The 26,859-nt window shown below is 61.6% G+C and carries 25 protein-coding genes, 1 tRNA gene and 1 riboswitch; of the genes, 10 read left to right on the top strand and 16 right to left on the bottom strand.

The genetic code is table 11. The features are described from left to right. Positions 1–40: 40 nt before the first annotated feature. Complete coding sequence (locus F1542_RS09485; RefSeq protein WP_193732822.1) at positions 41–1,807, bottom strand: Na+/H+ antiporter; 1,767 nt, start codon at positions 1,805–1,807, stop codon at positions 41–43. Positions 1,808–2,088: 281 nt separating this feature from the next. On the opposite strand from F1542_RS09485, the gene F1542_RS09480 reads away from it, so the two are divergent. After that, entirely contained in the window at positions 2,089–3,030 is a 942-nt protein-coding gene (locus F1542_RS09480; RefSeq protein WP_193732821.1) for a J domain-containing protein, read from the top strand. Beyond that, positions 3,027–3,356, top strand: coding sequence for a chaperone modulator CbpM (locus tag F1542_RS09475; RefSeq protein ID WP_193732820.1), 330 nt, complete (start codon positions 3,027–3,029; stop codon positions 3,354–3,356). Before F1542_RS09480 ends, F1542_RS09475 begins: the two co-directional genes overlap by 4 nt. A 45-nt stretch (positions 3,357–3,401) precedes the next feature. Here F1542_RS09475 and F1542_RS09470 read toward each other — a convergent pair whose 3' ends face one another. Beyond that, positions 3,402–3,806, bottom strand: a complete 405-nt coding sequence (locus F1542_RS09470) for a hypothetical protein (RefSeq protein ID WP_193732819.1) — start codon at positions 3,804–3,806, stop codon at positions 3,402–3,404. 239 nt (positions 3,807–4,045) lie between these two features. On the opposite strand from F1542_RS09470, the gene budA reads away from it, so the two are divergent. From budA to F1542_RS09445, 5 genes are all read left to right on the top strand, one after another. Continuing rightward, entirely contained in the window at positions 4,046–4,849 is an 804-nt protein-coding gene (gene budA, locus F1542_RS09465; protein WP_193732818.1) for an acetolactate decarboxylase, read from the top strand. 79 nt (positions 4,850–4,928) lie between these two features. Then, positions 4,929–6,620: an acetolactate synthase AlsS gene (gene alsS, locus F1542_RS09460; RefSeq protein ID WP_193732817.1), complete on the top strand. Its 1,692-nt coding sequence runs from the start codon at positions 4,929–4,931 to the stop codon at positions 6,618–6,620. Between the two features lie 204 nt (positions 6,621–6,824). Further along, positions 6,825–8,558, top strand: a complete 1,734-nt coding sequence (dld, locus tag F1542_RS09455; RefSeq protein ID WP_193732816.1) for a D-lactate dehydrogenase — start codon at positions 6,825–6,827, stop codon at positions 8,556–8,558. 139 nt (positions 8,559–8,697) lie between these two features. Next, complete coding sequence (locus tag F1542_RS09450) at positions 8,698–10,392, top strand: alpha-keto acid decarboxylase family protein (protein WP_193732815.1); 1,695 nt, start codon at positions 8,698–8,700, stop codon at positions 10,390–10,392. Positions 10,393–10,615: 223 nt separating this feature from the next. Then, the gene (locus F1542_RS09445; RefSeq protein WP_193732814.1) at positions 10,616–11,059 is read left to right on the top strand and encodes an NUDIX domain-containing protein; all 444 of its coding nucleotides are present in this window, start codon (positions 10,616–10,618) and stop codon (positions 11,057–11,059) included. A gap of 57 nt (positions 11,060–11,116) precedes the next feature. On the opposite strand, the gene F1542_RS09440 is transcribed toward F1542_RS09445, so the two are convergent. From F1542_RS09440 to F1542_RS09430, 3 genes are all read right to left on the bottom strand, one after another. Further along, positions 11,117–11,302, bottom strand: coding sequence for a hypothetical protein (locus F1542_RS09440; protein ID WP_193732813.1), 186 nt, complete (start codon positions 11,300–11,302; stop codon positions 11,117–11,119). A 276-nt stretch (positions 11,303–11,578) separates the two neighbouring features. Beyond that, on the bottom strand, positions 11,579–12,562 hold the full coding sequence (locus tag F1542_RS09435; protein ID WP_193732812.1) for a phosphotransferase enzyme family protein: 984 nt from the start codon (positions 12,560–12,562) through the stop codon (positions 11,579–11,581). A gap of 45 nt (positions 12,563–12,607) precedes the next feature. Next, on the bottom strand, positions 12,608–14,086 hold the full coding sequence (locus F1542_RS09430) for a carbohydrate porin (protein WP_193732811.1): 1,479 nt from the start codon (positions 14,084–14,086) through the stop codon (positions 12,608–12,610). 262 nt (positions 14,087–14,348) lie between these two features. Between F1542_RS09430 and moaB the strand changes: the two genes are divergently transcribed. Next, a complete protein-coding gene (moaB, locus tag F1542_RS09425; RefSeq protein ID WP_193732810.1) occupies positions 14,349–14,903 on the top strand; it encodes a molybdenum cofactor biosynthesis protein B in 555 nt (184 codons plus the stop codon). Positions 14,904–14,935: 32 nt separating this feature from the next. Next, a complete protein-coding gene (locus F1542_RS09420; RefSeq protein ID WP_193732809.1) occupies positions 14,936–15,511 on the top strand; it encodes a DJ-1/PfpI family protein in 576 nt (191 codons plus the stop codon). A gap of 75 nt (positions 15,512–15,586) precedes the next feature. Here F1542_RS09420 and folE read toward each other — a convergent pair whose 3' ends face one another. From folE to metZ, 3 genes are all read right to left on the bottom strand, one after another. Continuing rightward, positions 15,587–16,192 (bottom strand): GTP cyclohydrolase I FolE, encoded by a 606-nt coding sequence (gene folE / locus F1542_RS09415; protein ID WP_010509068.1) that lies wholly within the window; start codon positions 16,190–16,192, stop codon positions 15,587–15,589. A gap of 57 nt (positions 16,193–16,249) precedes the next feature. After that, positions 16,250–16,660 (bottom strand): Co2+/Mg2+ efflux protein ApaG, encoded by a 411-nt coding sequence (gene apaG, locus F1542_RS09410; RefSeq protein WP_193732839.1) that lies wholly within the window; start codon positions 16,658–16,660, stop codon positions 16,250–16,252. A gap of 84 nt (positions 16,661–16,744) precedes the next feature. Beyond that, complete coding sequence (metZ, locus tag F1542_RS09405) at positions 16,745–17,947, bottom strand: O-succinylhomoserine sulfhydrylase (protein ID WP_193732808.1); 1,203 nt, start codon at positions 17,945–17,947, stop codon at positions 16,745–16,747. Between the two features lie 127 nt (positions 17,948–18,074). Next, positions 18,075–18,155, bottom strand: a riboswitch (SAM riboswitch). A 111-nt stretch (positions 18,156–18,266) separates the two neighbouring features. Between metZ and F1542_RS09400 the strand changes: the two genes are divergently transcribed. Continuing rightward, positions 18,267–18,340: transfer RNA gene (locus tag F1542_RS09400), tRNA-Gly, on the top strand. Positions 18,341–18,397: 57 nt separating this feature from the next. Here the strand turns inward: F1542_RS09400 and F1542_RS09395 are convergent. From F1542_RS09395 to F1542_RS09360, 8 genes are all read right to left on the bottom strand, one after another. After that, positions 18,398–18,898 carry a hypothetical protein gene (locus F1542_RS09395; protein ID WP_227672624.1) on the bottom strand — a complete coding sequence of 167 codons (501 nt, stop codon included), beginning with the start codon at positions 18,896–18,898 and terminating at the stop codon, positions 18,398–18,400. Between the two features lie 134 nt (positions 18,899–19,032). Continuing rightward, entirely contained in the window at positions 19,033–19,710 is a 678-nt protein-coding gene (locus tag F1542_RS09390) for a membrane integrity-associated transporter subunit PqiC (protein WP_193732807.1), read from the bottom strand. After that, on the bottom strand, positions 19,707–20,672 hold the full coding sequence (locus F1542_RS09385; protein ID WP_193732806.1) for an MlaD family protein: 966 nt from the start codon (positions 20,670–20,672) through the stop codon (positions 19,707–19,709). The genes F1542_RS09390 and F1542_RS09385 overlap by 4 nt, the downstream gene beginning before the upstream one ends. Next, positions 20,672–21,484, bottom strand: coding sequence for an ABC transporter ATP-binding protein (locus F1542_RS09380; RefSeq protein ID WP_193732805.1), 813 nt, complete (start codon positions 21,482–21,484; stop codon positions 20,672–20,674). Before F1542_RS09380 ends, F1542_RS09385 begins: the two co-directional genes overlap by 1 nt. 5 nt (positions 21,485–21,489) lie before the next feature. After that, complete coding sequence (locus tag F1542_RS09375; RefSeq protein ID WP_193732804.1) at positions 21,490–22,626, bottom strand: ABC transporter permease; 1,137 nt, start codon at positions 22,624–22,626, stop codon at positions 21,490–21,492. Between the two features lie 205 nt (positions 22,627–22,831). Then, positions 22,832–23,905, bottom strand: coding sequence for a hypothetical protein (locus F1542_RS09370; RefSeq protein WP_193732803.1), 1,074 nt, complete (start codon positions 23,903–23,905; stop codon positions 22,832–22,834). Beyond that, the gene (locus F1542_RS09365; RefSeq protein WP_193732802.1) at positions 23,902–24,636 is read right to left on the bottom strand and encodes a 2OG-Fe dioxygenase family protein; all 735 of its coding nucleotides are present in this window, start codon (positions 24,634–24,636) and stop codon (positions 23,902–23,904) included. Before F1542_RS09365 ends, F1542_RS09370 begins: the two co-directional genes overlap by 4 nt. After that, positions 24,629–26,859: mechanosensitive ion channel family protein (locus tag F1542_RS09360; protein WP_193732801.1), on the bottom strand; the 2,231-nt coding region annotated here is incomplete at its 5' end. The genes F1542_RS09365 and F1542_RS09360, both read right to left, overlap by 8 nt.

Here is a 26,859-nt window from a genome sequence, read left to right as displayed (position 1 = left end):
CGCGGTTGTGTCGTGGGTATAGGGAGGCAGGCTGTCCGTGTCAGTGGGTCACGGCCCCGGCCATGCATTCACCTGTGGGCTGTATTGCGGTTTCATGTTTCGCGTGGGGCAGACCGTCGGGGCGGGGTAGGGAGCGTGCCTCGATCTGGAGTTCCTGTTCAATGAAATCCAGTTCCTGGTTGATGGTCCATTCGGTTTCGTCATTGATGTGCTTCTGGACCACGCGCATGTGCAGGCGTTCGCGCATGTGCCGGATGATACGGAAGCGCAGCGCCAGTTCTGCGCGTTTTTCCCGTATGGCGGTGGCGCGGATGCTGGCTTCCGCCGCGCGGGAATTGTCCAGCCTGTGTATGGTGTCCTGATATTCATGCAAAAGGCGGCCGATGGCTTCCTGTTTCAGGTCTGCCGATTCCTTGTGATCGGGCAGTTCCTCGACTTCCTGCTGCGCCAGCACCGCCTGTTCGGCATGCAGGGTCTCGATGGCGGTCTGCGCCAGTTCGATGCGCATCATGTCCAGTTCATGCAGGGTGGGATCTTCCTCATCCGTGTTCATGCCATGCAGCAGCGGCGGGATGGCAAGGCTGGCCAGCAGGAGCGAGCAGATGATGACGCCCGCCGCCAGCGTCACCAGCAGGTCACGCCCCGGAAAGCCCGGCCCGGACAGGGACGCCACCGGCAGCGACAGCACGGCCGCCAGCGTGATCGCCCCGCGCGTGCCCGCCACCGTCATCAGCAGCACGGTGCGTATGGACGGGATGACGGTCTTGCGATGGCGGAAATGGGCGAAAAGCCGCCGCGCGGAAATGGAAATCCAGATCCATGCGAAACGGATCAGGCTCATCATGAGCTGGATCCCCCCGATGGCCAGGATCAGGAACCACGGCGATACGCCGCCCGCGCGCGCGATCGCGGCCCCCCCGTTGACCAGGTCGGGCAGCTGCAGTCCCAGCAGCAGGAAGATCACGGCATTGAAGGTGAAGTTCACCATGTCCCACACCGTGGTGGCCTTCAGGCGTGTCTCGGTCCGGGCCTCGTTCATCACGCCGGTGAACTTGACGGTCATGCCCCCCGCCACGGCGGCCAGTATGCCCGAACACTGCAGCGCATCGGCAATCAGGTAGATGCCGAACGGCAGCATCATGGCCAGCGTGATATGGGTGGGCGGGTCGTCATACCCGCGCACCAGCAGCAGGTGTTCTGCCCGGCAGGCGGCCCATGCGCAGGCAATGCCGATCAGGATGCCGCCGGTGGACATGAAGATGAAGCTGCCCAGCGCCTGCTGGAAGGAAAACAGCCCGGTCATGGCCGCCGCCACGGCGAATTTGAAGCATACCAGGCCGGATGCGTCGTTCAGCAGCGCTTCCCCATGCAGGATATGCACCACGCGCGCAGGTGCGCGGCCACCTTCGATCATGCTGCCGACCGATACCGCGTCGGTGGGCGACATGACGGCGGCAAGCGCGAAGGCCGCGGGCAGCATGATGGGCGGGATCAGCCAGTGGATGAAGTAACCACAGGCCAGCGTGGTAAAGACCACCAGTCCCAGCGCCATCATGATGATGATGTTCCGCAGTTCACCAAATTCGCGCATCGGCATGCGGTAGGCATCGGCATATAGCAGCGGCGGGATGAACAGCAGCAGGAACATGTCGGGGTCGAAGCCGATATTCAGCCCCGCCAGGGCGGCAATCGCCCCCACACCGATCTGGATCAGGGGCAGCGGCACGGGAATGCGCCCCACACGTGAAATCAGGCTGCTGATCCCGGTGACGGTCAGTAATGCAAGGGTGATGAAAACGGCATGCATCTGCAGGGAGTCTTTTTTATATTTCTATTGTTATCGGCAAATACTTCATTTTTCCTTTAATTAAAAATACAAAAAATGTTATTTCGAAGTCTCCGTTTTGTTATTTTCTTCTGCCTGCCATGCAGGAAATAAAGATTTCCCCCTGATTTCATTGACCCTGTCCCCCCCAATTCCCATTATCGGGATAAGAGTGACCGCAAGGTCGTATTCATGATGTTCGGGACGATAACGGGCGTGGCACAGGCCGGGCTGGCATGTTCCGACGGAGGGATGATTTTTAAGTGAGCAAGGATCCATACGAAGTACTCGGCGTCGCCCGCACGGCAAGCCAGGATGACATCCGCAAGGCCTATCGCAAGCTGGCCAAGAAGTACCATCCTGACCTCAACCCCGGCGACAAGGTGGCGGAAGAGAACTTCAAGGCCGTGGGCGCGGCCAATGCCCTGCTGTCGGATGAGCAACAGCGCGCCCGCTTCGACCGTGGCGAAATCGACGCCGCCGGACAGGAAAAGGGTTACGGGTTTGGTGGCGGCCGTGGCGGCTACCGCGATCATGCCGAAGGGGCGCAGGGCTTCAATTACGGCGGCGGCCAGTTTTCGGAAGATGATCTGGGCGATATTTTCGGCACCATGTTCGGTCAGGGTGGGGGAGCCGGGTTTGGCGGCGGGTTCCGTCGCAGGCCGCAGGGCCCGCAGCCGGGGGCTGACCGGCAGTACGCGCTGACGGTCAGCTTCCTCGATTCCGTCAATGGCGGCACGTCGCGCATCACCCTGCCCGGTGGGGCGCAACTGGATGTGAAGATCCCCGCCGGCATTACCGATGGCCAGGTCATGCGCCTGCGTGGCAAGGGGGATCCGGGCGTGCAGGGCGGCCCCGCCGGCGATGCGCTGATTACCATTACCGTCGCCCCGGACAGCACCTACACCCGCGATGGCAACGATATCCGCATGTCGCTGCCGGTGGACCTGAAGACGGCGGTGCTGGGTGGCAGCATCACCATTCCCACGCCCGCGGGATCGGTAAAGATGAACGTCCCGCCCCATTCCGACAGTGGCAGCGTGCTGCGCCTGCGCGGACGCGGGGTCAAGGCGCATGGCAAGCAGGAAGCGGGCAACCTGTATGTCAAGCTGGTCGTGACCATAGGCAAGGTGGACCCCGCCCTTGAAGCCTTCCTGAAAGGCACGACGGATGAGGCGAAGGAGCCTGGGAAGGACAAGGCATGATCACGCTCGAAACCCTGTGCATGCGTATCGGCAACGTGCCACAGGACGAGGTACTGGGTTGGATCGACAGTGACTGGCTGCGGCCCGAAGGCGGACGCGGACACTACCTGTTCCGTGAGATTGACGAGGCCCGCGCCCGGCTGATCCTTGAACTGCGCGATGACATGGGGATCAACGCGGACGGGATGCCTGTGGTCCTGTCGCTGCTGGACCAGCTTTATTCCGCCCGGCGCCAGATGCTGCGCCTGCGTGAGGCCCTGAGCATCCCGCGTGAAAACGAACTGCGCAGCAGGCTGCGCGCCCTGCTTGCCAGTACGCAGGACTGATCGCATGGCCCCCATGCCCGGACCGGCATGGGGGTATTTTTTTACTTAATCCGCGCGGCTGAGCGGCAGGTCCAGTTTCTGGCCCGGTTTGGCGCCCTGCATCTGCAGGTCGGCGGCGTTGGGGGATGTCAGGCGGAAAACCGCGCGCGGGTTGTCATCAACCGATCGCAGCGACGTGTCATCCTGAACCTTCATTTCAATGGTGCGCCCGGTCAGGCCGGTAATCTTGCCCAATGCGTCGGGCAGGCGGAGGTACAGCCTGGCCGCCGGGCCAAGCGCCTTGTTGGCGCTGATGGTGACGGGTTTGAGACCTAGCGCCGTCCAGTCCCCGGTATAGGCCCCCGGACCATACGGGGGCTTGGGGTCCGTGCCATCGGCGCGGGCGATCGTGCTGCCCCCGATAACGCCACCTAGGGCCAGTGCGGCAAGTGCCATGTGGAATGGTTTCATCAATCCGGTCTTCCTGATCTTATTTCGACCACCACAATGGCAGGCACGCGTTGCCTTGGGCAAGCGCGGGGGCTGCACGCCAGTCCAGACGGGGCGGGACAGGCCCATCCCTTTCCATATTTTTTATATATGGAAATCGCCTTGAATATATATTGGACGTAAGGACCCGCCTGCTTCACCATCCTTGGGCAATCACATATGACCGGGAAGTGCGGCGCCCAGGTGCGTGCTGTCACCCGATGCAGGAGACTCAGGTCTTGAAGCTGAAATGCTATTCGGTAGGCGATGTCGACACACGCTCCAGCGCCGCGGATGCGACCGGCGTGCGTCCGCGCATGAACCGCCTGTACCAGACGTCCACCATGGCCGCGCTGCTTGACGCGGTGTACGATGGGGAAACCACGCTTGACGAACTGCTGATGCACGGCAATTTCGGGCTGGGCACGTTCAACGGGCTGGATGGCGAGATGATCGTCAATGACAGCGTGATCCACCAGTTCCGTGCCGACGGGCAGGCCGGTCGCGTGCCCGGTGATCTCAAGACCCCGTTCGCCTGTGTCACCTTCTTCAACCCGGAGAAGGAATACATGATCGACACGGCGCAGGACAAGGGAGGCTTCGAGGCGATTGTTGACCAGCTTGTCAACAATCCCAACCTGTTCGCCGCCGTACGCTTTACCGGCATGTTCGAACGGGTCGAGACCCGCACCGTGTTCTGCCAGTGCCGTCCCTATCCGCCCATGCTGGAAGTGGTGGCCCGCCAGCCGACCATGCAGCTTGGTGCCGCCACCGGCACCATGCTCGGCTTCCGCACGCCGGGCTACATGCAGGGCGTGAACGTCGCGGGCTACCATCTGCACTTCCTGACGGAAGACGGGCGGCGCGGCGGCCATGTGACCGATTACGGCGTGCTGAAGGGCAAGCTGGAAGTCGGCGTGATTTCCGATGTGGAAATCCAGTTGCCCCGCACGGAACAGTTCGCACGCGCCAACCTGTCCCCCGAAAACATTCACGAAGCCATTCGCGTGGCTGAAGGCGGCTGAGGGGTTTCCCCTCCCGCTCCCTTGGATTGACCACCCGCGCCCTGGCTGCGGCGCCTACCCGTTCAGGATACCTGAAATAATGACCGACAAGAACAAACCTGCCGCGCCTGAGTGCGGGGCGGACATGATCGTGCGCAACCTGGTCGCACACGGCACGACCCACGTATTCGGCATTCCCGGTGCGAAGGTGGACCGTCTGTTTGACGCGCTGGTGGACAGCCCCATTGAAACGGTGGTGACCCGGCACGAACAGAACGCCGCCTTCATCGCTGGTGGCATTGGCCGCCTGACCGGCAAGGCGGGTGTTGCCATCGCAACCTCCGGCCCCGGTGCATCCAACTTCGTGACCGGCCTGGCCACCGCCAATTCCGAAGGCGACCCGGTGCTGGCCATTGGTGGCGCGGTGAAGCTGGCTGACCGGCTGAAGCTTACGCACCAGAGCATGGACACCGTTGCCCTGTTCCAGCCGATTACGAAATACAGCGCGGAAATCACATCCCCCGCCGCCGTATCGGAATGCATTTCCAACGCGCTGCGCTTTGCCGAAGGGGGCCGTCCGGGCGCCGCCTTCGTCAGCACGCCCATGGATATCCTGTCCATGCCGGCCGAAGGCAAGGTGCTGTCGGGCCGCAAGGTGCCCACCGCCGGCGCCGCCCCGGCCGAAGCCGTGAACGAGGCGCTGGCGCTGGTGCGCAAGGCGCAGCGTCCCGTCATCCTGCTGGGCCTGCTGGCCAGCCGCCCCGATGTGGCCGACGCCGTGCGCGCGCTGGTCGCGACCACGGGCGTGCCGGTTATCGGCACCTATCAGGCCGCGGGCGCGGTGTCGGAAGACCTGTCGGACCGTTTTGGCGGCCGTGTCGGCCTGTTCCGCAACCAGCCGGGCGACCAGTTGCTGCATGAGGCGGATCTGGTGATCTCGATCGGCTACAACCCGATCGAATATGATCCGTGGCTGTGGAATGTCGATAACGGCCGCAAGATCGTCCATGTTGATGTCGTGGCCGCCGAACTGGACACGCATTACGACCCGGCGGTTGAGCTGGTTGGCGATATCGCCGCATCCGTGCGCGCCCTTGCGGCACAGGCGGGCAAGCTGCCGCGCGCGCCGCAGCTGGAAGAAATCCTGTCGCAGTACCACGCGACCCGGCTGGCCGCGCTGTCGGGTGCGCGCAGCACCTCCAACACGGCGGTGCATCCGCTGCAGATCGTGCGTGAGCTTGAGCCGTTCGTGACGCCTGATGTCACGATGTGCCTTGACATGGGCACCTTCCACATTTGGCTGGCGCGTTACCTGCTGTCCTTCCGTGCACGCCAGATGCTGATCAGCAATGGCCAGCAGACCATGGGTGTCGGCCTGCCGTGGGGTATTGCCGCAAGCCTGGTCAACCCGGCGCAGAAAGTGATCTCCATTTCCGGCGATGGCGGCTTCATGATGTCGTGCATGGAACTGGAAACGGCAGTGCGGCTGAAGTGCAACCTGATCCACATGGTCTGGGTCGATCAGGCCTACAACATGGTCGAGATGCAGGAAAAGAAGAAGTACGGTCGTGGTTCCGGCGTGGAATTCGGGCCGATCGACTTCGCCATGTTCGCGCGTTCCTGCGGGGCGCACGGCATTTCGGTGCAGTCCGCCGACGGGATTGCCAGCGCAATGCGCGAAGCCATGGAAATCGAAGGCCCGGTCGTGATTTCGGTGCCGGTTGACTATTCCCAGAATCACCTGCTGATGAAGCCGCTGGCGACACTGGGCGAGACGTCGGCCGCCGCGTAAAACCGGCCACATGCGTGAGGAAAACGGCCCGCCACGCCCTGACCGGCGAGCGGGCCGTTCTGTTTGGACATGTGACGTCGGCATTTTATGCGCACGTCGACCGATGCGGAACATGCCAGACTGTAAAACGCCATTTTGGAAATGCGGCATGGCCCGAGCACAGGCCGCCAGCAGGTTCAAAAATGGGATTGGGGAACAAATAAAATGCTGAAAGCGGCACGGGACATGTCATCTACTGCGGGCGCACAACTGGTTACGGAACTTCAGCAGGTCGTGGGTCACCACCATGTGCTGACCGAAGACGGGGCAACCCTGCCGTACCGCCGGGGGTTCCGTTTTGGCGAGGGCCGTGCGCTGGCGGTGGTCATGCCCGGTTCGCTGGTGGAACAGTGGCGTGTGCTGCAGGCCTGCGTGAAGGCGGGCGTGATCGTGATCATGCAGGCGGCCAATACCGGGCTGACCGGTGGCTCCACGCCTGATGGCAATACCTATGACCGTGACGTGGTGATCGTGCACAGCATGCGCATGCGCGCAATCCACCTGATCGGCGAAGGCAGGCAGGTCGTGTGCCTGCCCGGGGCCACGCTGGACCAGCTTGAAAACATGCTCAAGCCCATCGGGCGTGAACCGCATTCGGTCATCGGGTCGTCGTGCATCGGCGCGTCAGTGTTCGGCGGTGTCAGCAACAATTCCGGTGGGGCGCTGGTGCGCCGTGGCCCGGCCTATACCGACATGGCGCTGTTCGCGCAGGTGTCGGACAAGGGCGAACTGCAGTTGGTCAACCACCTCGGCATCGAACTGGGCAGCGACCCTGAGGAAATCCTGAAGCGGGCGGAGGAAGGCAACTTCCCCGAATCCAGCATCAACTGGAACGCAGGCCGCGGGCATGACGATGATTATGCCCGGCATGTGCGTGATGTGAATGCCGACACACCTGCCCGCTATAATGCCGACCTGCGCCGCCTGCACGAAGGGGCTGGCTGTGCGGGCAAGCTGGGGCTGTTCGCCGTCCGTCTGGATACGTTCGAGGCGGAAAAGGACCCCGTCGTCTTCTATATCGGCACCAACCAGACCGATGTGCTGGAAGACGTGCGCCGCCATATCCTGTCATCCTTTGCCGAACTGCCGATCGCGGGGGAATACCTGCATCGCGACGCGTTCAACATCGCCGAGGAATACGGCAAGGACACGTTCGTCATCATCCGCATGATCGGCACGAAGCGCCTGCCGGCCATGTTTGCGATGAAAAATGCGTTCGACCGCATCGCGGACCGGATCGGCTTCCTGCCCAAGCATTTCAGCGACCGGTTCATGCAGTTCATGAGCCATTTCTTCCCGCAGCACCTGCCCGCGCGCATGCGCGACTACCGTGACCGCTTCGAGCATCACCTCATGCTCAAGGTCAGCGCATCGGGCGCGCAGGAGGCACGTGACTTCCTGAAAAGCCATTTCGCGACGCATGAGGGCGATTTCTTCGAGTGCACCCCCGATGAGGGATCGAAGGCGTTCCTGCATCGCTTTGCGGCCGCGGGTGCCGCCGTGCGGTACCGCAATGTCCATACCGACACGACCGAGAACATCGTGGCGCTGGACGTGGCCCTGCGCCGCAATGACCAGAACTGGTTCGAGGTACTGCCCAAGGACATCAATGACGAGATCATCGTCAAGCTGTACTACGGCCATTTCCTGTGCCACGTGATGCATCAGGATTACGTGGTCAGGAAAGGGTATGACTGCATGGCGCTGGAACACCGCATGCTGCCGCTGCTGGACAGGCGTGGCGCGCGGTACCCGGCGGAACATAATTTCGGGCACCTGTATGCAGCACCCGATGACGTGCTGGCGCATTACCGCCAGCTTGATCCATGCAACTGTTTCAATCCGGGCATTGGTCAGGCCACTAAGCGCCGGAACTGGGTTGCCGAAAGTGTAGGGTGAGTCGCTGGCCGCACATGCGGCCGCCCCTGCTGTCCTTTCGGCATGATGGCCCGGTTGCGGGCCATCCATGTGGTTCCCCCCAGATGGGGAAAGAGCGCGGTATTGCGCGCCCCCACACAAGGGAAGGAAAGTCGAAACAATGACGTATACAGTTGGCCATTACCTTGGTGAACGCCTGGCGCAGATCGGGCTCAAGGATCATTTCGCGGTCGCGGGCGACTATAATCTTGTCCTGCTTGACCAGCTTCTTGAAATTGACGGCCTGCGGCAGGTTTATTGCTGTAATGAACTGAATTGCGGTTTCAGCGCGGAAGGCTATGCCCGTGCAAACGGGGCGGGTGCCGCTGTTGTCACCTTCAGCGTGGGGGCGCTGTCGGCGCTGAACGCCATTGGGGGCGCATATGCGGAAAACCTGCCGGTCATCCTGATTTCGGGCGCGCCCAATTCCAACGATCATGGCAGCGGGCATATCCTGCACCATACCATTGGTACGCCGGATTACGGCTATCAGCTTGAAATCGCCCGACGCCTGACCTGTGCGGCGGTCTCGATCACGTCGGCGGAGGATGCGCCTGTGCTGATCGACCATGCCATCCGCACCGCGCTGCGTGAGAAAAAGCCGGCCTATATCGAAATCGCGTGTAACGTCGCACCCATGCCGTGCCCGCGTCCCGGCCCGGTTGGCGCGATCCTGGCGGATGCGCCGTCCGACCCGGAAACGCTGAAACTGGCGATTGACGAACTGGCCGGCTTCATTGCCGCGCGCAAGAAGCCGATCATGCTGGTGGGCAGCCGCCTGCGTGCCGCAGGTTGCGAGGAGGCGGCCATCCGCCTGGCTGATACGCTGGGTTGCGCCGTGACCTCCATGGCGGCCGCCAAAAGCTTCTTCCCCGAGGATCATCCGGCCTATGCCGGGACATATTGGGGGGATGTCAGCAGCCCCGGCGCACAGCAGATCTTTGACTGGGCGGATGGCGTGCTGTGCCTGACGCCGGTGTTCAATGATTATTCCACCGTTGGCTGGACCGCGTGGCCCAAGGGCGACAACGTGGCGCTGATGGACGGACGGCATATCGCGGCCGGTGGCAAGGCGTTTGACGGCGTGCACCTGCGTGACGTGATCGAGGGTCTGATCGAACGGCTGAAGGGCCAGCCGAAAAAGGATGCGACGCTGGTTGAATACCGCCGCATCAAATCCCCCGAAGCACCGGTGGTCGCAGCCGACCCCAAGGCGCCGCTGGTCCGCGCCGAAATGGCCCGCCAGATCCAGGGCCTGCTGACATCCGACACGTCTGTCATCGCCGAGACCGGGGATTCCTGGTTCAACGCCATGCAGATGAAGCTGCCGCATGGCGCGCGTGTGGAACTGGAAATGCAGTGGGGCCACATTGGCTGGTCCGTGCCCGCTACCTTCGGTTATGCCGTAGCCGCGCCGGAACGCCGGATCATTGCCATGATTGGTGACGGGTCATTCCAGCTGACGGCGCAGGAAGTGGCCCAGATGGTGCGGCTGAAGCTGCCGGTGATCATCTTCCTGGTCAATAACCGTGGTTACACCATCGAAGTCCAGATTCATGATGGCCCGTACAATAACGTCAAGAACTGGGATTATGCCGGGCTTATGAACGTGTTCAATGCGGAAGATGGTCATGGCAAGGGCTTCCGCGCCACGACTGGCGCTGAAATGGAAAAGGCCATTGCCGCAGCCGTTGCGAATAAGGAAGGTCCGACCCTGATCGAATGCGTGATCGATCGTGACGATTGCACCAGCGATCTGATTTCGTGGGGTCGCCGCGTTGCAACCGCCAATGCCCGGCCGCCTGCCGCGCGCTGATTACCAACGGCCGTAATGACCGTATCGGGATGATATGGGGGTGCCTTCGGGTGCCCCCTTGTCGTATGGGATGCATTTTTCAGAGGCTGTTTTAAAAGTCGGCAGATCATTAAGAAGTTTTTGGTGAAGCTTTTTGCAAAAAAGGCGGCACCCAAAAACTTTTATTATTTATTATCAACCGGTTGTTTTGAAGAAGTTTCTTAAAATAGGAAGACGTAAAAATATGACAGCAATAACCGGCCCGCGCGTGGGATGTGGGGCAGCCATTATAGATGAAAAGGGCCGTATCCTGCTGCTGCGACGCCTGAAACAGCCAGAGGCCGGATGCTGGGGACTGCCCGGGGGCAAGGTGGATCCATACGAAACCACGACCCACGGAACGGAGCGTGAAATTGCGGAGGAACTGGGCATCACCATTCAGGCCCGTGACCTGCTATGCCTTGTGGAGCAGATGGACGCCGATGCCGGGTATCACTGGATTTCGCCCGTGTATCTGGTCACGTCGTGGCAGGGCGTGCCAACCCTTATGGAACCGGAGAAACATGAAGGTCCGCGGTGGTATGCACTGGATGCGCTACCTGCTGACCTGACTGAACCGACCCGCCATGCGCTGAAGGCCCTTCAGGCAAGATCGGCGACATCGGCACAAAATAATATCAAAGTTTGATTTTTATCGTGGCCGGTATGCTGTTTGTGCGATCAACTGATCACACGGTGCAGGTGATCAGGTGTTGTCGGTCGGGATATTAAGCGTGCGGGCGTAATCGCGCAGGGCGCGGCGGTGACGGGAATAGATCATCCGCGTGGTCTGCGACCGGGTCGGGATCTCATCAGTGGCTACGGACAGCCCGGCGGCGACGACAGGGGATGCTGCCGGGGACGAAGTGATCGTGTCAACTGCAGGGGTCATTGCTGGTTTTCCGTTATGTGCCAAGGACGGGACGGGCTCCGGTGAATCGGGTTGTTAACCGAACGACACATTACCTAACGTTCATACATGTCAGGAATGAGGCATAAAAGACATACCACGCCGCAAATGCGATTCTGTAAGTCACATTTAATTGATTCCATGCAACCCAACGGCATTCCGTCCCAACATTACAAAAGTGTCTAAAAAGTAATGTGGGCGCGTTCATCGCAAAGATGAATTAAAAAAATATCTAATTATCCCCCGTTCCCGCCAATTTCAGCCGATATCGTGCAGCAGTCGCCCCCGTATCCACGCATGGCATAATCCCAGCGTGCGGTCAGTCCAGTCGGGCCCCAGGCAGCGGACCTGCTGCGTATCGTGATGTGTGCCGGTCCATGCCAGCAACTGGATACGGCGCTGGATGACCAGGGCGGGCAGAATGTCCAGATCCGCCCGCGTGACAGCGCCGACTGTGCTGTAGCCGCGCAGCCAGTGATCGACCCAGCGGGACACATGCGGGTGGTCTTCATGGAAACTCAGTGCCGCAGCAAGATCCTGCATGAACCAGCTTATGCCGCAGTCATCAAAGTCGATCAGGCGTGTATGCGTTCCGCTGACCAGCAGATTGGCCAGCCGCAGGTCGGCATGGATCAGTCCGAATCGGTGGGGTTGCGTGCCGTAATTGGCCAGTTGCGCATCAACCTGCCGCACGCAGTCCGCAATCAGGCTGCGCACAGGTGCGGTCAGGCCCGGTACCGTTTCCCAGCGTCCCCACAGGGCATGGGGACCAGTCATGGTGTCGGGTGTCCAGACCTTGCGGATAAACCCGTCGGGGCGTGTCCAGTGGCGGCTGTGGTCATGCAGGCGTGCGGTGATGCGGCCCAGCCGGTCAAAGGCTGCGGGATCGATGTCCGGTGTGGGTTCGGTGCCATCCATCCATGCAAACAGGACCGCATGGCGTGTTATGCCATCATCACACCGCACGGTGCGCAGGGGCATGCCGTCATGGGCAGGGATGGGCAGGGGCACTTCCAGTCCCGTCGCATGAAGGGCATCAAGCCATGCCAGTTCGCTGCGAATTTCGGGCGCGCTGTGGTAGCCGGGCCGGTGCAGGCGCAGCGCATAACGTCGCCCATCGCCCGCATCGATTCGGAAAATGACATTTTCTGAAATGGAAAGCAGCGTCGCCCGCGCGTCCGGCAGGCGATAATCGACCAGCGCCGCATGGGCCTGTCGGTAAAGGAAGGCTGGATCGGTCATGATCCGCCTCCCATACCGTGGGAAATCCCCTTGATGAAGGGTGCGTTACAGGATGCAGTTGAACTGCAGGCCCATCACCGCCGCATCATGATAGGTCGTGGTGCCGCCAGGGCGGTTGATATACTGGAAGTCCGGCTGGAAGCTCATGCCACGTGCGGTATGGATGTTGTAGAATACTTCGTACACATCCTCATGCGTCTGGATGCCCCATGCCTTGCCCCACTGGTTGGTCAGGAACGGCGTGCCCGCCAGCACCGAGGATTCCTGCTGCAGGACGGATGCGCGGCTCATTTCGAAATAATGGAACATCGCACCCACCGTATCGAGCGGACGGCCCCATCGCGCGCCGGTTTCCACCATGCCTGCCCATGCATGGTACTTCATCGCCGAGACCTTGCCCGACGTATACATGAAGCCCGCAAGCGCGATCAGGCCGTTGGTCGGACCCGCGCCATTGCGCATGAACATCTGGTCCGCCTGGAACCATGCGGTACTGACGCCCGACTGCTTGCGGAACGGCCGGCCGGTCAACACGGCGGAATTGCCGTTGATGTCCTGATACAGGTCGCTGTACTGGGAATTGTCGTAGCCGTAGCCTGCCTTGTAGTGACCGGCCAGGTGGTGGGGGCCGAATTCCGGCAGCCAGCCGAATTCCACCGGGGTGGAGAATTTGCCAAGGCCACTCTGTGCCCATGACCAGCCCGAAATGCCACCATTATAGGAATGCGGCGATACGGCGAACATACTGGCCATGATGTAGGTATCGACGGTCGGCATGACGCGGGCCACGACACCCAGGTTGCCTGAAGGCCAGTCACGTCCGCCCGGCACATATTTACCCGGCGCGGGGTTACCGCATATCGACACGTTCATGAAGTCACAGAACAGCGGGGATGCGGCAAAGAAGCTGCCCACCGGAATCCAGCCCGCGCTGATATCCAGCCGGTTATGGAACAGGGACTGTTCGGCATACATGTACACCAGATGGGCAACCACGTTACCACGGGCACCGTAGATCTGCTGCACGCCAGCAAGGGAATCGTGAATGTAGTCCGTACTGTCATTACGGCCATGACCGTTCACGATCATGGTATGTGTCCAGAAATTCTTCGGTGCACCGGCCAGCTTGTGCCAGTCGATGTCGATTTCCACGCCGACCTGCCCCGCATCGGTCACGCCCTGCTTGGCGCCGCCGCGGAAGTTGCCTGCCAGTTCTTCATGCACGTCGGCTTCGATATGCACGCCGTGTTTCAGCAGGAAGGGCTGAAGTCCGGCCCAGTCCCCGAAAAAATGCTGGTTTCCGTAGGGCGCGCTGAAAAACGATCCCGGATCGTTCACAGGCACATTACGTCGTGAATTGACGTTCAGGCTGGGCTGGGAGCCGATGACACCCTGCCCCTCGCCGGGAATGGCCTGTGCCGATGCGGTCTCACTCTGGGTGAAAAACGCAAGAAGAAGCAGGGATAGCGGTATAAAAAATCGGAGGAACGTTCTGGTCATCCGCGTATCGATAGCATATTTCATGCCGAATATAAACCTTGGCAGGGGAATTATGTAAAAACTAATGTTTTGTAAAATAACGGTAAAGGATTTTTTTTTGTTATATCAATAGATTTATATAGAATGTTACTATTCATGCATATGTTTTTTTGTGCAATGCACAAATACATCAGAACTTTGTGTTTGTTCTCACATATTACTCATTATTTCCCTGTCGGAATGGTGGCGCATACCCCTGCCGCGATGCCCGTTGACGACATGGCGCGGGAATGGTGAACATGGTCCCATGTCGCGACTTGATATGAAAAAAACCTTCCTGCCTGTCCGCATCGCGGTGCTGACGGTATCCGACACCCGCACGCCGGAAACGGACAGATCCGGTGATATACTGGCCGCGCGCATCACCGCAGCAGGCCATGTCGTGGCCGCGCGCGCCATCGTGCCCGATGATGTCGGGCGCCTTGCCACCACCCTGTCGGGATGGGTGGCGGACCCGCAGGTGGATGTCGTCATTTCGACGGGCGGCACGGGGGTGACAGGCCGCGATGTCACGCCAGAGGCTTTCGATAAAGTGATCGAAAAACGGATCGAAGGTTTCGGGGAACTGTTCCGCATGCTGTCCTACCAGAAAATCGGTACGTCCACGATCCAGTCACGCGCACTGGCCGGGGTTGCGAACGGGACCTATCTGTTCGCACTGCCCGGATCATCGGGCGCGGTGAAGGACGGGTGGGACGACATACTGGTCTGGCAGCTCGACAGTCGGCATGTGCCCTGCAATTTTGTCGAACTCATGCCCCGGCTGCGTGAACACCTGTCCCAGGAAGACCATCACGACTGACCGGATAACGGGAAACGGGAAGGAAGCGGATAATGAGCGCACCAAGGCTGCTGCTGCTGGCTGGCGATTATGTCGAGGATTATGAGGTTATGGTGCCCTATCAGGCCCTGACCATGCTGGGCTATCGCGTGGATGCGGTCTGCCCGGGCCGTAAGAAGGGCGAGCATGTCCTGACCGCCATCCATGATTTTGAAGGTGCCCAGACCTATAGCGAAAAGCCGGGCCACCGTTTTGCGCTGAATGCGACGTTTGATGACATCAGCCACGCTGATTACGCGGGCCTTGTCCTGCCTGGTGGGCGGGCGCCGGAATATTTGCGGCTGGACGCGCGGGTGATCGAACTGGTCCGCGCCTTTGCCGACCGGCCGATCGCCGCGATCTGCCACGCAGGCCAGCTTCTGGCCGCAGCGCGTATCATTGCGGGACGGAAGGTTTCAGCCTATCCCGCCTGCCGCCCGGAAGTGGAACTGGCGGATGGCATCTATGCCGATATCGCGCTGGATGCCGCGATTACCGATGGGAAGCTGGTCACGGCGCCTGCATGGCCCGCCCACCCGGCATGGCTTGCGCAGTTCATTGCCGTGCTGGGGGCAAAAGTCACCCTATAGCGTTTTGTAATTGATACAGAAGAATGCCGCCTTTTTGAAAAAAGGCGGCACCCAAAAACTTTTATTTTTTATCAGTCAGATACCGCTGCTGTTCATGGCCGGACGGTTGAGTATCGACAGGAATTCGCGCCGCGTATCCGAATTGGTGCGGAAGGTGCCCAGCATGCGGCTGGTGACCATCGACACCCCGGGACGATGCACGCCGCGCGTGGTCATGCACTGGTGCGATGCCTCGATCACAACACCCACGCCATAGGGCTGCAGCTCCTCGTTTATGGTATTGGCGATCTGGGCCGTCAGCCGTTCCTGGATCTGGAAACGCCTGGCATAGGCGTCCACCACGCGGGCCAGCTTGGAAATTCCCACCACCCGCTTGCGCGGCAGGTAGGCCACGTGGGCCACACCGATGATGGGCACCATATGGTGTTCGCAATGGCTTTCCACGCGGATATCGCGCAGCAGCACCATCTCGTCATAATCATCGACTTCGGAAAAGGTACGGCGCAGCAGGTCGACCGGATCTTCCGCATAGCCGCAGAAGAATTCGTCATAGGATTTTATGACGCGCTGGGGCGTATCACGCAGTCCCTCGCGGTCGGGATCTTCACCCGCCCAGCGCAGCAGGGTGCGGACGGCCTCCTCTGCTTCCGTGCGGGAGGGGCGGGAATCGATGGGAGTCATGCTGTTGGTTCTTGTTGCATGGGCGTGTCCGGCACGGACACGCCGCAGAGGGAAAATTCAGTGGAGGACGGTCGGGTGATGCGGGCTGTCCAGGCTGAATACGGGAATGCTGACATCGAAATGCTGCCGGCTGGCGGGGCGGATCATGTGGTACATGCCCCCCATGAAGCCGGTTGGCGTTTCAAGGGCGGCCCCGGACATGTATTCGAAACTGGCGGCGGCGTCGATAAGGGGCTGTTCCCCCACCACGCCGTCGCCTTCCACCCGGTCGATCCGTCCCTTCCCGTCCACGATGCGCCAGCTGCGGCGCAGCAGCTGGATCTGTTCCGTGCCGTGGTTTTCGATCCGGATCCGGTACGCCCATACATAACGGTGTTCGTCCGGTTCCGACTGGTCATCCAGCCAGAAGGTCTGGACAACCACGCGCACGTTATCGGTCGTCGCCTCGAAACAGGGGGTATTGTCCATTGTCTCGCCCAGCGGGGACTCCGCTCCTTCCCCACCGGGGGGAGGGAAAGGCCTGTTCTTGCTCATGACGGGACTGCTCCTTGCTTACCGGTTGGCCAGCGCCGCGATGCCGCGCTTGAGGTCGTCAATCAGGTCGTCGGCATCTTCCAGTCCGACGGAAAAGCGGATCGCCCCGTCGGTAATGCCAAGGCGGGCACGTTCTTCGGGCGCCAGCTTCATGTGGGTGGTCGTGGCCGGATGCGTGACAAGGGATCGCGCATCGCCAAGATTGTTTGAAATCGAGATCAGGCGCAGCGCGTTCATGAAGGCGAACGCCCCTTCCTTGCCACCCTCGACCTCAAACGCCACCAGCGTGGAACCCGCGGACATCTGTTTTTTCGCCAGTTCGTACTGCGGGTGGTCCTTGCGGCCGGGGTAGAAGACCCGGGCGATGCCGGGTGCTTCCGCCAGGAAGTCCGCCACCTTTGCGGCATTCTGCGTCATGGCGTTCACGCGCAGGCCCAGCGTTTCGATGCTTTTCAGCATGACCCAGGCGTTGAAGGGGGACAGGCTGTTGCCGGTATTGCGGGTGAAGGGGCGCAGGACCTCGTCAATCCATTTGGCATTGCCCAGCACCGCGCCACCCAGTACGCGGCCCTGTCCGTCGATATGCTTGGTGCACGAATACACCACCACGTCGGCCCCCAGTTCCAGCGGCTTCTGGTACAGCGGGGTTGCGAACACGTTATCCACCACAACCGTCGCCCCGGCCTTGTGCGCCAGATCGCAGATCATGCGGATATCCAGCACATCCAGCATCGGGTTGGACGGGCTTTCCAGCAGCACGGCGCGCGTGGGCTTGCTCAGCGCATCCTTCCATGCCGCCATGTCGCCACCATCAACGAATATGGTTTCCACACCGTAGCGCGGCAGCAGTTCGGCCACGATCCAGTGGCACGACCCGAATAGCGCGCGCGACGCCACGACCCGGTCGCCCGCCCGCACCTGCGCCAGCAGGGCGGATGAGACCGCGCCCATGCCCGTTGCCGTCAGGACGCAGGCTTCCGCCCCTTCAAGGTCACACAGGCGGCGTTCAAGGTTGGACGTGGTCGGGTTGCCAAAGCGCGAATACTGGTAATGCGAGACATCGCCCGTAAAGGTACCTTCGGCCTGTTCCGCGCTGTCATAGACAAAGCCGGAGGTCAGGAACATCGCCTCGCTGGTTTCGCCATAGGGCGTGCGCTCAAGGCCCGCGTTGATCAGGCGGGTGGCGGGACGAAAGGATTTGGGATCAGGCTGGTCAGTCATGGCAGATGGCAATTCCTGTGAACGGGGATGGGCGTGAATACGGGCAGAGGCCAGCGCCGGTCTGTTCCGGCGGCCCATTCCCCCAAAAGGCGGTTCACGACCGTGGAAACCATGATGCCCGCGCCCTTGCAGGCGGGATCAGGCCTCTTTAGCGCGTATGTTTTACCTCGCCGCAAGCCGGCCGTATCAAATCACGAGGGTCCGGCAGGCACGCCAGACATCAATGGTTATTGCGGATCAGGGCAGGGTGCGTCAACTGCCGCCCATATGGCGGGGGTGATTGCATCCGTCAGGGTTGTGCAGTATAGAAGGCCCGCATGCGGGTGTAGTTCAATGGTAGAACGGCAGCTTCCCAAGCTGCATACGAGGGTTCGATTCCCTTCACCCGCTCCATTCTTTCCCCGGAAATTCCATCTCCACCGGATCCCTCGCACAGGATGTAGCGGTCGCCTACTGGCCTGTCGCCTCGGGCGCCGGTTCGGGTGTTGCCTGCGTATCGATGTAGGTCGTGCCGTTCCAGATCCAGCGATCCGTCTCATCAACCAGCAGGTCATGCATGTTGCCATGCACCTGCTGGGTAATGGTGATCGGCCCGCTGACGGAATCCAGCACCAGACTCCATTTATGCCCGTCAGGCAGATAAACGGACGTGGAACACCCCGCCGATCCGCACAGGCTGGCAGATTGCAACTGCACAAACAGCGCCATGCGGCGTGGGCTGTCCGATAACAGGCCCGACCCGGTCAGCAGTACGGGCTGTTCACGCTGGTTTGCGGCGTCATGAAGGTCCTGGGCCACCAGCCTGCGGGCCTGCCGGTCCAGTTCGGTGCCGGGATGCTGCGCCAGGATGACCGGCCCGCTTTCCGCCGCCATGCCAGCCGCCAACCCCAGCGCGACAGACAGGCTGGCGACAAAGGCGGTCCCGCGCAGGACATGGAAAAATGGGGGCATGACGATACTCCGGCAGATTGGACAGGGTTGCGCACCCAATGCCTTTCATGCCGAAAGGTTCCCCATCCGTACGGGCCGGTCCGGGTGCCGCGACCCGTTTTCCATGCCCGCAGGCCAGTCAGGCCGGGACAGGATCAGCCTTTGGTATGGCGATGGAAGGTCATGGCGGTCTGCGGTGCCGTCGTGCTGGGCCAGCTTGCCTCGATCCGGTCGCTCAGTTCGTTCAGCAGGCTTTCGGTAACCTTGGCAATGTTGGCGTTGCTGCCCGTATTGCCATCCATGACGATGGTGGTGCGGTTACGCAGGATGGAAGCGTGCGAATCCTCCGGAATGATGGCCCAGTCCGCATTCAGCGCGGATTTGCCGTCGCGGCTGACATCAAGGCGGCTGATATTGAGCTGCAGCCGCCATGTCGGCCGGTCAGGCTGGCTCTGGTCGGTTACGAACAGGTTCGGCCATTTCTGTGCCAGCCGCGCGGTGATCAGGTCGGTAGCCCCCACCGACAGGCGGCTGGCCCAGCGGCCCAGCCCGCTGCGTTCGATTTCGTGGCCGTTACGCACCATGATGTCCTGGCTGTCCAGGTAATCGGGCATGCGCGCGCGTTCGACCTCGATCACGGGCGTGCTGTCCGTGATGGGCTGGGTGGCGGTGCTTTCCGCGCCCACGGCCACGGCGGGCGCGCCAAGGGTATAGAAGCGTACCGGGGCCGAGGAACAGGCCGACAGCATGGCCGCCGACAGCAGTAATCCGCCACTTGCCCGCAGGGCCGGATACAGACGTGAAAGGGAGACGGCGGGCTGGCGCGTTTTCATTTATTGCGTCCCATCAGCAGAAGTTGCGGATTACTTTCGACTTCATTGGCGAATCCGCGCAGCCCGTAGCCTGCTTCCATAATATCACGCATCGTATCGTCCAGATTGAGCCTGTCACGGGATTGCGGGTCAGTCAGCGTACGCAGGCTGGCAAGGGTTTCATGCGCCTGTGCCATGGTCTGGCGGGTATTGGCAATCAGCACCAGAAGTTCCGCCCGTCGTGCCGCGAACTGCTGGCTGTTGGTGGCGATCAGCCTGTCCAGCTTGTTGATGGTGATGCTGGCACGGTTTTCCACATCCGCAATGGTTGAACGGATCTGGGACACAGCCCCTTCACTGCGCGCCGATGTCGTGCGGATGCTGGCGATCATGCCCGGCAGGTCACGGTTCATGTCTTCCGCCAGCTTGCGGATACTGGCCATTGCGGTCTGCAGGTCATGGTGCAGCTGCTGGACGGAGGTCGCCATCAGCATGGTCTCCATCTGCTGCAGCGCCGTCTGCCCCATCGGTATTTCCGTCAGGTCCGTATCCACCAGGCCAGGATGCAGCCGCACCGGTGTCTTGGGGTCCATGTCCAGGTCAAGTTCGGTCTGCCCGGTGACAAGGCTGTGCAGTGTCATTTCCGCCCGCAGGCCGTTACTGATCAGTTCGGGCAGCGGCGGCAGATCGCTGCGTCCAGGCGCATGGTTGGGATCGAACAGGATATAGACCGGCATGTAGGTATGATGACTGGCCGGATCGACCTTGACCGTAATGCGTTCGACAGCACCCACCGGCACGCCCCGGAAATTGACGGGGGAACCGATGTCCAGCCCGTTGGTCGGGCTTTCAAAAATCACCAGTGCCTCGCTGGTGCGGCCGGGCAGGGGCAGCGATCCCTTTACGCCCAGTATGACGAGCGCAATGGCCGCAACCCCCAGCACGGCTGAACCGATCAGCGTCTGCCTGCCGGGCATTGGCATTACCCGTTTCCAGCAGGGCTGGAACTGTCCAGCTGTTCACGGTGCATGAAGGCATGGACCATCGGGTCGGTGCAGTGGTCGCGCAGCCAGCGTGGCGAGCCGTGGGCAATGGCGGTTTTCTGGTCGGCATCAAGGAAGATGCCGTCATCGGCGATATGGAACAGGCTGGATAGTTCATGGCTGACGATGATGATCGTCGCCCCCAGCCCGTCGCGCAGGTTCAGGATCAGTTCATCCAGCCGGGCGGATGTGATCGGGTCCAGCCCGGCGGAAGGCTCATCGAAAAACAGGATATCGGGGTCCAGCGACATGGCGCGAGCAAGGCCCGCACGCTTGCGCATGCCGCCACTCAGTTCGGACGGATACTGGTCAATGGCGTGCAGCATGCCCACCAGCCCCAGCTTGAGTTCCACAAGCTGGCGGATCACGTCCGGTTTCAGTTTGGTGAACATCTGCATGGGCAAGGCGACGTTTTCGCCCACGGTCATGGAACTCCACAGCGCGCCACTCTGGAACAGGACACCGAAACGCCGCCCGATATGCACGCGGCTGGCATCGTCACCGGCCCAGTAATTGTCCTTTTCCACCAGGTAGGTGCCATGGGTGGGGCGCAGCAGCCCGATCATGCTCTTGAGCAGGGTGCTCTTGCCACAGCCCGATCCGCCCATGACTGCAAAGATACTCCCCCGCTTCACGCGGAAGGACACGTCGTGCTGGATCACCTTGCTGCCGAAGGCCAGTGTCACGTCATCGACGGAAATCATCACCGGACGGTCATCGGTGGAGGGCATCTGGGTGTTCGTATCATTCATGGCGATCAGATCCCGATGACATTGGCGATAACCGCGAAGACCGCATCAAGGGCGATCACGCCCACAATGCCCACGACCACGGCCTTGGTCGCGGCAATGCCCACGTCAGCGGCGCTGCGCCCGGCCTTCAGCCCGATGCGGCAGCTGGTCAGGCCGACAAAGGTGCCGAATACGAAGCTCTTGATGAAGCCGAAGGTGAACTGGTCCAGCGGCAGCGCCTGGATCGTTTCGTGGAAGTAGCCCAGCGGCGATACGTCCAGCATGATGTAGGATACGAAAAATCCGCCCAGCATGCCGATCAGGCAGCCGTACAGGTACAGCAGCGGCATGGTAAAGGCGAGTGCCAGCACCGAAGGCAGGATCAGGTAACTGGAAACCGGAATGCCGAATACCTGCAGCGCGTCGATTTCTTCATTGGCCTGCATGGTGGAAATGCGCGCGGCATACGCGCCGCCGGTGCGCCCGGCCATGATGATGGCGGTCATTACGGCGGACATCTCACGCACCATGGCAATGGCCACAAGGCTTGCGACATAGATGTCGGCCGCGAATTTATGCAGTTCCACCGAACCGACGAAGGCAAGGATCGCGCCGACCAGAAAATTCACCACGCCCACGATCAGCAGCGCCGCAGGCCCCGCCGCATTCAGGTCGGACATGAGATCGACGGTACGCATCATCCCGCGCCCGACCAGCGAGGCCAGACCACCACGGGCTGCGGCTGTCCCCATTTCGCTGACGCAGCCGACTTCATTCAGGGTATCAAGGGTGAACTGTCCCACCGCCGCCACCGGGGCGAAATGGTGGGGCGGGGGCGGTGTCGGTTCGGGCGGAATTTCCGGCAGCAGATCCAGCAGTTTGTGCGCGGATTCCGGCAGGGTGTTGGTATCGACGTTCACATGGGCTTCACGCGCGCTGCGCTTGAGTTCCCACAGGAAGCTGATCAGCGAAGTATCCCATCTGCCCAGCTGGTCCGTGCTGAATTCGACCGGCTCGTCATGCGGCACATCCTTCAGCGCCCCGGCGGGAAAGGCGGGTGTGCGTCCTTCCTGTGCAATCCAGTCCCCTGACAGCGTGACAAGGGTCCGGTTCGCCTCGGGCTGAAGATGCCATTGCGGCGCACCATTGACGGACGTATTCACCAGCCTCTCCAACCTCAGTGCCGCAACCTTGCCTGCCCGGTCACGGGGGCGGCATGCACAAAATGATCCCCGTCCACGTTACATGACTGTGTCGCGCATGCGTATGGCGGGCACCCCATGATATTCTGTTTTCCATACCAGATGACCCGCCCGGCACAAGCCCCGCCGGTGTGGAGGTTCCGCGATGGCAGCGCATGGCTTTGGGTCATTGCCGGTCCGTGCCGGATCCGTCACGCAGGTCATGCAGCCTGTCCAGCGATGGATCGGCAACCGGCTTTCCCAGCACGACAGCCGTGATATCGGCCATCAGCCGCCGGGCCACCGGGATCCGGTAATGCAGCGGATCCCAGAAATTGTCGCGGTTTTCCGTCAATGGGCTGTCATGGTTGAAATCAAGGGCGATCACGTTGGGCCTGTGGGCCGCGATCCTTTCCACCCCCAGCCTGCATGCCTGCAGCCGGGTCGACGCGATGCCACCCGCCGTCCCGTGCAGGAAAGCGGATGCGGGCGGAAACCACAGGATACGGATGGTGGAAGCAGGCATGCGTCCGACCATTGAATCCAGCAGCGCCATGGTGGCTGGCGGTGTCCCGGCCATGCCGGGCGGTGCCGGGGTATTGTCAGGCGGCGCCCAGTGGTCGAATGCGGCCTGCACCCGCCCCTGCAGCCGGACATATTGGTCATCGGGCGGGACAAAGCTGGTATAGCCATCCAGACCGAAACGCTGTGCCTTCAGCCCCACCAGCCACAGGAACTGGTTGGCGGCTTCCTGCAGGGCGTACAGGCTGGCCATGTGCAGGTAGCCGGTCCAGGCAGGGTGGCCGTACATCCATTCCGGCCACGGTCGGTTGGGGGATGTCAGGCTGCCGGGGCGTTCATGGCACCAGGCGGCGTCCACGTCGATCATGACAATGCGCGGAGAGGGATGGGCGCGCAGGAAGGTGTCAAGTTCGCGGGCCTGTTCCCACGGACTGGCGCTGTTCATGGACATATTCAGGAAATGCGTGCCCAGTGCGCGGTCCATCACGGCGGGCTGGATCAGCCTGCTGGTGGATGTGCCCAGCATGACGGAATCGAAGCGCGTGTTACGGGCCAGCGCGGGCATGGTGTAACGGGCGTTGGATGTAATGGGAATGCGGGGCAGGCGGGGGGAAAGGGGCAGCACGTCCCACGGGTCAACCGTTACGATGAACAGGTAAAGCCCGCCGCCCAGCGCCAGCATGGTCCCCAGCGCAAGCATGCAGAAATGCTTCCACGCCCCGGACCGTGCCTGCGTCATTGATGGCGGAATGTCACGACCAGTACGTCACGATAGGCCGGTCGTGTGGGGTCAAGGGGCCTGACCGCCGTCACCCCGTGATAGACGCGGTTGTCATTGACCACCGCCGTATCCAGCGGCACGTCCAGCATGAAACTGCCCACCATGGTGCGCTGCAGGTCATGGATCGCGGTTTCGCCCGACATGACGTTCTCGCGCCGGATCATCACGACCATGACCCAGTCGACGCCATCACGGTGCAGCCCTTCCGGCGTGGGCTGGCCGGGACTGTCATCCAGCGCCTCGATCCGGAACTGATGGATTTCGGTATGCCAGGTATCGGGCATGCTGGCCGGATCGGTCATATCGGTGACGATCCGGTGCATGAGCCGCAGGATGGCGCGTAGTGCGGGGTGCGCGCCCACTTCCGGCTCCACCGCGCGGAACCAGCGTTCGATCCCGCCATTGAGTTCGTTGTAATCGCGGCTCTGGTAATGGGGCTGGTGTTTCTTGCGCTGGATGCCGTCATCGCTGATGGCGAAGGTCGCATGGCGGCGGCGGCGGTAACGCCCGCCATCCGCCATGTAGCGGTCCAGCCCCAGCCGGTTCCAACTGGCGGCGAAGCTGGCCCAGTCCCGCAGCCCGTAATGTTCCAGCAGGGGGCGCATGTCCCTCGCTGGCACGAAGGCGTAGCCATCCGTGCGCAGCGGCGATTCCAGCCGCGCCAACAGCGTGGGCGTACCGTCAGCCATGGGAGGGTTCGTTGCCCTTGGGGCCGGCCTGCTGCCCGTCGCCATCGGCCTGTGCCTTCGGGGCGGCCGGTTCCGGTGCGTCGGGCTGCGCCGCGCGTGCGGCCAGCAGCTTGGCCGGGTCTTCCTCCATGTTCATGCGCAGCGTGCCGCTCGGCCCATTGGCCAGTAGGTTGACAGAAGTCGGGATCGGGAATGCGACCTTTTCCTTCACCATGCGTGCGCCCAGACGGCTGTAGTATTCACGATAGACCTTCCACTTCGCCCCTGGTGCCGTGCGGATGGAACCAAGGAACTTGGCCCCGTTCCCGTCCGCCTGCTCGACACCCAGGAACGAGAAGTCGGACTTGATCAGCGGACCATAGACCGGATCCTTGCGCATGAGCGACAGCTCATCCTTCAGGATCGCCGCGACACGGTGCGGGTCTTCCGACAGGTCCAGCATGAAGCTGACCACCACAAGGTTGTAATCGCGCGAGGTATTGGCGATCGACGTCACGGAGGAGAACGGGATGATGTGCAGGTCCCCGTTCACCGCGCGCAGCCGCAGGGTGCGGATCGACAGGTGTTCCACTGTGCCCGCGACACTGCCCGCGGTAACCCAGTCACCCACCTGCATCGCATTTTCCACCAGCATGAAGAAGCCGGTGATGAAGTCCTTGACCAGACTCTGCGAACCGAAGGCGATGGCGGCACCCATGATGCCCGCACCGGTCAGCAGCGGGGCGACGTTGATGCCGATCTGCGACAGCGTGGTCACGGTCACGATGATGATGATGAAGGTCAGCAGCACCGTGCGGATGATCGGCAGCACCGTGCGCAGGCGTGTCGCGCGGGATGCCTGATCCGATGTCTCGAACCGAGTGATCTGGTTCTGCAGCGTGGCGTTGGCCACTTCCCACACCACGATGGCGATGGTGTAGGCGATCATGATCGTCAGCATGGCGCCCACGATCTTGGTGCCCAGCGACCCATGCACGAAGAAGCGGATGGCCGGCAGGCCCCATGACTGCAGCAGCAGCACGATGGTCACGAATGTCAGCAGCACCGACAGCGCACGCCGCGCGATGGGGTAGTAATAGTCCACGCGCGCCTGCAGGCCGGGATAGCGCTTTTCGGTCGCATCAGGCACATGGAAGATCTTGTTCTGCACGCTGAAGGCCAGCACGGACAGCAGCCGTGCGCCAAGGATGACCACGATGGTCAGCGACAGCGTGCGCAGGATCCAGGCATAGCCGCCACGGATCTGGGTCGCCCAGACCAGCCACAGCGCAAGGTCGAAGAACATGGCCGGGATCCACCAGAAGCGGACCATCTTGCCCACGAAGATCCAGAACGGCTTTTCACGCAGGCGGGCCGATGGCTGCAGTGCTGCGCCCACATGGTGGCGGATGCGCCAGATGAAGATCGCGATCAGGATATGTTCGATCAGCACCACGGCACGGATGATGGCTTCCGTGCCACGGGCGGGCATGTCGAACACGCCACCCAGCGTGGACAGGCAGACCACGATGGAAGGGGCCGCGACAAGGAAGTTCCACCACCGCGTGACCATGCGCGCCGTCGCATCCGACGCGCTGCACAGGCGGATGGTGGGGGAATGCGGCACGAATACCGTTTCAAGCAGCAGGTAGATCACGCGCGCGATTACGTAGGCGTTCGTCAGCGTGATGGTGACCATCGCGGCCTGATGGGTGGAGGTAAACAGCGCGGACGCGCCATAACCCAGCCCGCAGAACAGGGCGACCGGCAGCAGCTTGATCAGCAGGTGCAGCAGTGAATAGGGAATGCGCGTGATGATGCGCAGCGTTTCATGCTGCTGCCGGTCATCGTTCTGGCGGGCCTGTTCGGTCTGCTGTTCGGCCTGTGCATCAGCGGTGGAGGCGGGTGGCGGGGCAGGCTGGTCCTGATCCGCCTGGTCTTCGCGCTTCAGGCGCTGGTTCAGACGCTGCTCGGTCGCCACCGCGCGCGCGGTGACACCGGCCAGCGGCTTGCGCATGGCGATGGACAGCGCGCGTTCGGCAACAAGGGCCAGGATGAAGATGATGCTGGCGCGACCCATCGCATCCAGCAGGATCCGGCGCGAATCCGTATTGGACAGGATGGAGTGGACCCACCGGCCCACAAAGGCCAGGTCCTTGAACAGCCCCATGAAGTTCTGGCCCTGCTGCAACGCCATGTCGCGGATGTGGGTCAGTTCGTTCATGGTTTCGCTGCTGATGCTGT

It is taken from the genome of Komagataeibacter sp. FXV3 (genome assembly GCF_015155755.1).
In the GTDB taxonomy this organism is placed as follows: domain Bacteria; phylum Pseudomonadota; class Alphaproteobacteria; order Acetobacterales; family Acetobacteraceae; genus Komagataeibacter.
This window is presented reverse-complemented; position numbering and strand designations above follow the sequence as displayed.

What these genes read in the sequence shown, in the direction of transcription:
- F1542_RS09485 (WP_193732822.1), bottom strand. Translation starts at nt 1,807, where the DNA reads ATGCATGCCGTTTTCATCACCCTTGCATTACTGACCGTCACCGGGATC.
- F1542_RS09475 (WP_193732820.1), top strand. Translation starts at nt 3,027, where the DNA reads ATGATCACGCTCGAAACCCTGTGCATGCGTATCGGCAACGTGCCACAG.
- F1542_RS09470 (WP_193732819.1), bottom strand. Translation starts at nt 3,806, where the DNA reads ATGAAACCATTCCACATGGCACTTGCCGCACTGGCCCTAGGTGGCGTT.
- budA (WP_193732818.1), top strand. Translation starts at nt 4,046, where the DNA reads ATGCAGGAGACTCAGGTCTTGAAGCTGAAATGCTATTCGGTAGGCGAT.
- alsS (WP_193732817.1), top strand. Translation starts at nt 4,929, where the DNA reads ATGACCGACAAGAACAAACCTGCCGCGCCTGAGTGCGGGGCGGACATG.
- dld (WP_193732816.1), top strand. Translation starts at nt 6,825, where the DNA reads ATGCTGAAAGCGGCACGGGACATGTCATCTACTGCGGGCGCACAACTG.
- F1542_RS09450 (WP_193732815.1), top strand. Translation starts at nt 8,698, where the DNA reads ATGACGTATACAGTTGGCCATTACCTTGGTGAACGCCTGGCGCAGATC.
- F1542_RS09445 (WP_193732814.1), top strand. Translation starts at nt 10,616, where the DNA reads ATGACAGCAATAACCGGCCCGCGCGTGGGATGTGGGGCAGCCATTATA.
- F1542_RS09440 (WP_193732813.1), bottom strand. Translation starts at nt 11,302, where the DNA reads ATGACCCCTGCAGTTGACACGATCACTTCGTCCCCGGCAGCATCCCCT.
- F1542_RS09435 (WP_193732812.1), bottom strand. Translation starts at nt 12,562, where the DNA reads ATGACCGATCCAGCCTTCCTTTACCGACAGGCCCATGCGGCGCTGGTC.
- F1542_RS09430 (WP_193732811.1), bottom strand. Translation starts at nt 14,086, where the DNA reads ATGAAATATGCTATCGATACGCGGATGACCAGAACGTTCCTCCGATTT.
- moaB (WP_193732810.1), top strand. Translation starts at nt 14,349, where the DNA reads ATGTCGCGACTTGATATGAAAAAAACCTTCCTGCCTGTCCGCATCGCG.
- F1542_RS09420 (WP_193732809.1), top strand. Translation starts at nt 14,936, where the DNA reads ATGAGCGCACCAAGGCTGCTGCTGCTGGCTGGCGATTATGTCGAGGAT.
- folE (WP_010509068.1), bottom strand. Translation starts at nt 16,192, where the DNA reads ATGACTCCCATCGATTCCCGCCCCTCCCGCACGGAAGCAGAGGAGGCC.
- apaG (WP_193732839.1), bottom strand. Translation starts at nt 16,660, where the DNA reads ATGGACAATACCCCCTGTTTCGAGGCGACGACCGATAACGTGCGCGTG.
- metZ (WP_193732808.1), bottom strand. Translation starts at nt 17,947, where the DNA reads ATGACTGACCAGCCTGATCCCAAATCCTTTCGTCCCGCCACCCGCCTG.
- F1542_RS09395 (WP_227672624.1), bottom strand. Translation starts at nt 18,898, where the DNA reads ATGCCCCCATTTTTCCATGTCCTGCGCGGGACCGCCTTTGTCGCCAGC.
- F1542_RS09390 (WP_193732807.1), bottom strand. Translation starts at nt 19,710, where the DNA reads ATGAAAACGCGCCAGCCCGCCGTCTCCCTTTCACGTCTGTATCCGGCC.
- F1542_RS09385 (WP_193732806.1), bottom strand. Translation starts at nt 20,672, where the DNA reads ATGCCAATGCCCGGCAGGCAGACGCTGATCGGTTCAGCCGTGCTGGGG.
- F1542_RS09380 (WP_193732805.1), bottom strand. Translation starts at nt 21,484, where the DNA reads ATGAATGATACGAACACCCAGATGCCCTCCACCGATGACCGTCCGGTG.
- F1542_RS09370 (WP_193732803.1), bottom strand. Translation starts at nt 23,905, where the DNA reads ATGACGCAGGCACGGTCCGGGGCGTGGAAGCATTTCTGCATGCTTGCG.
- F1542_RS09365 (WP_193732802.1), bottom strand. Translation starts at nt 24,636, where the DNA reads ATGGCTGACGGTACGCCCACGCTGTTGGCGCGGCTGGAATCGCCGCTG.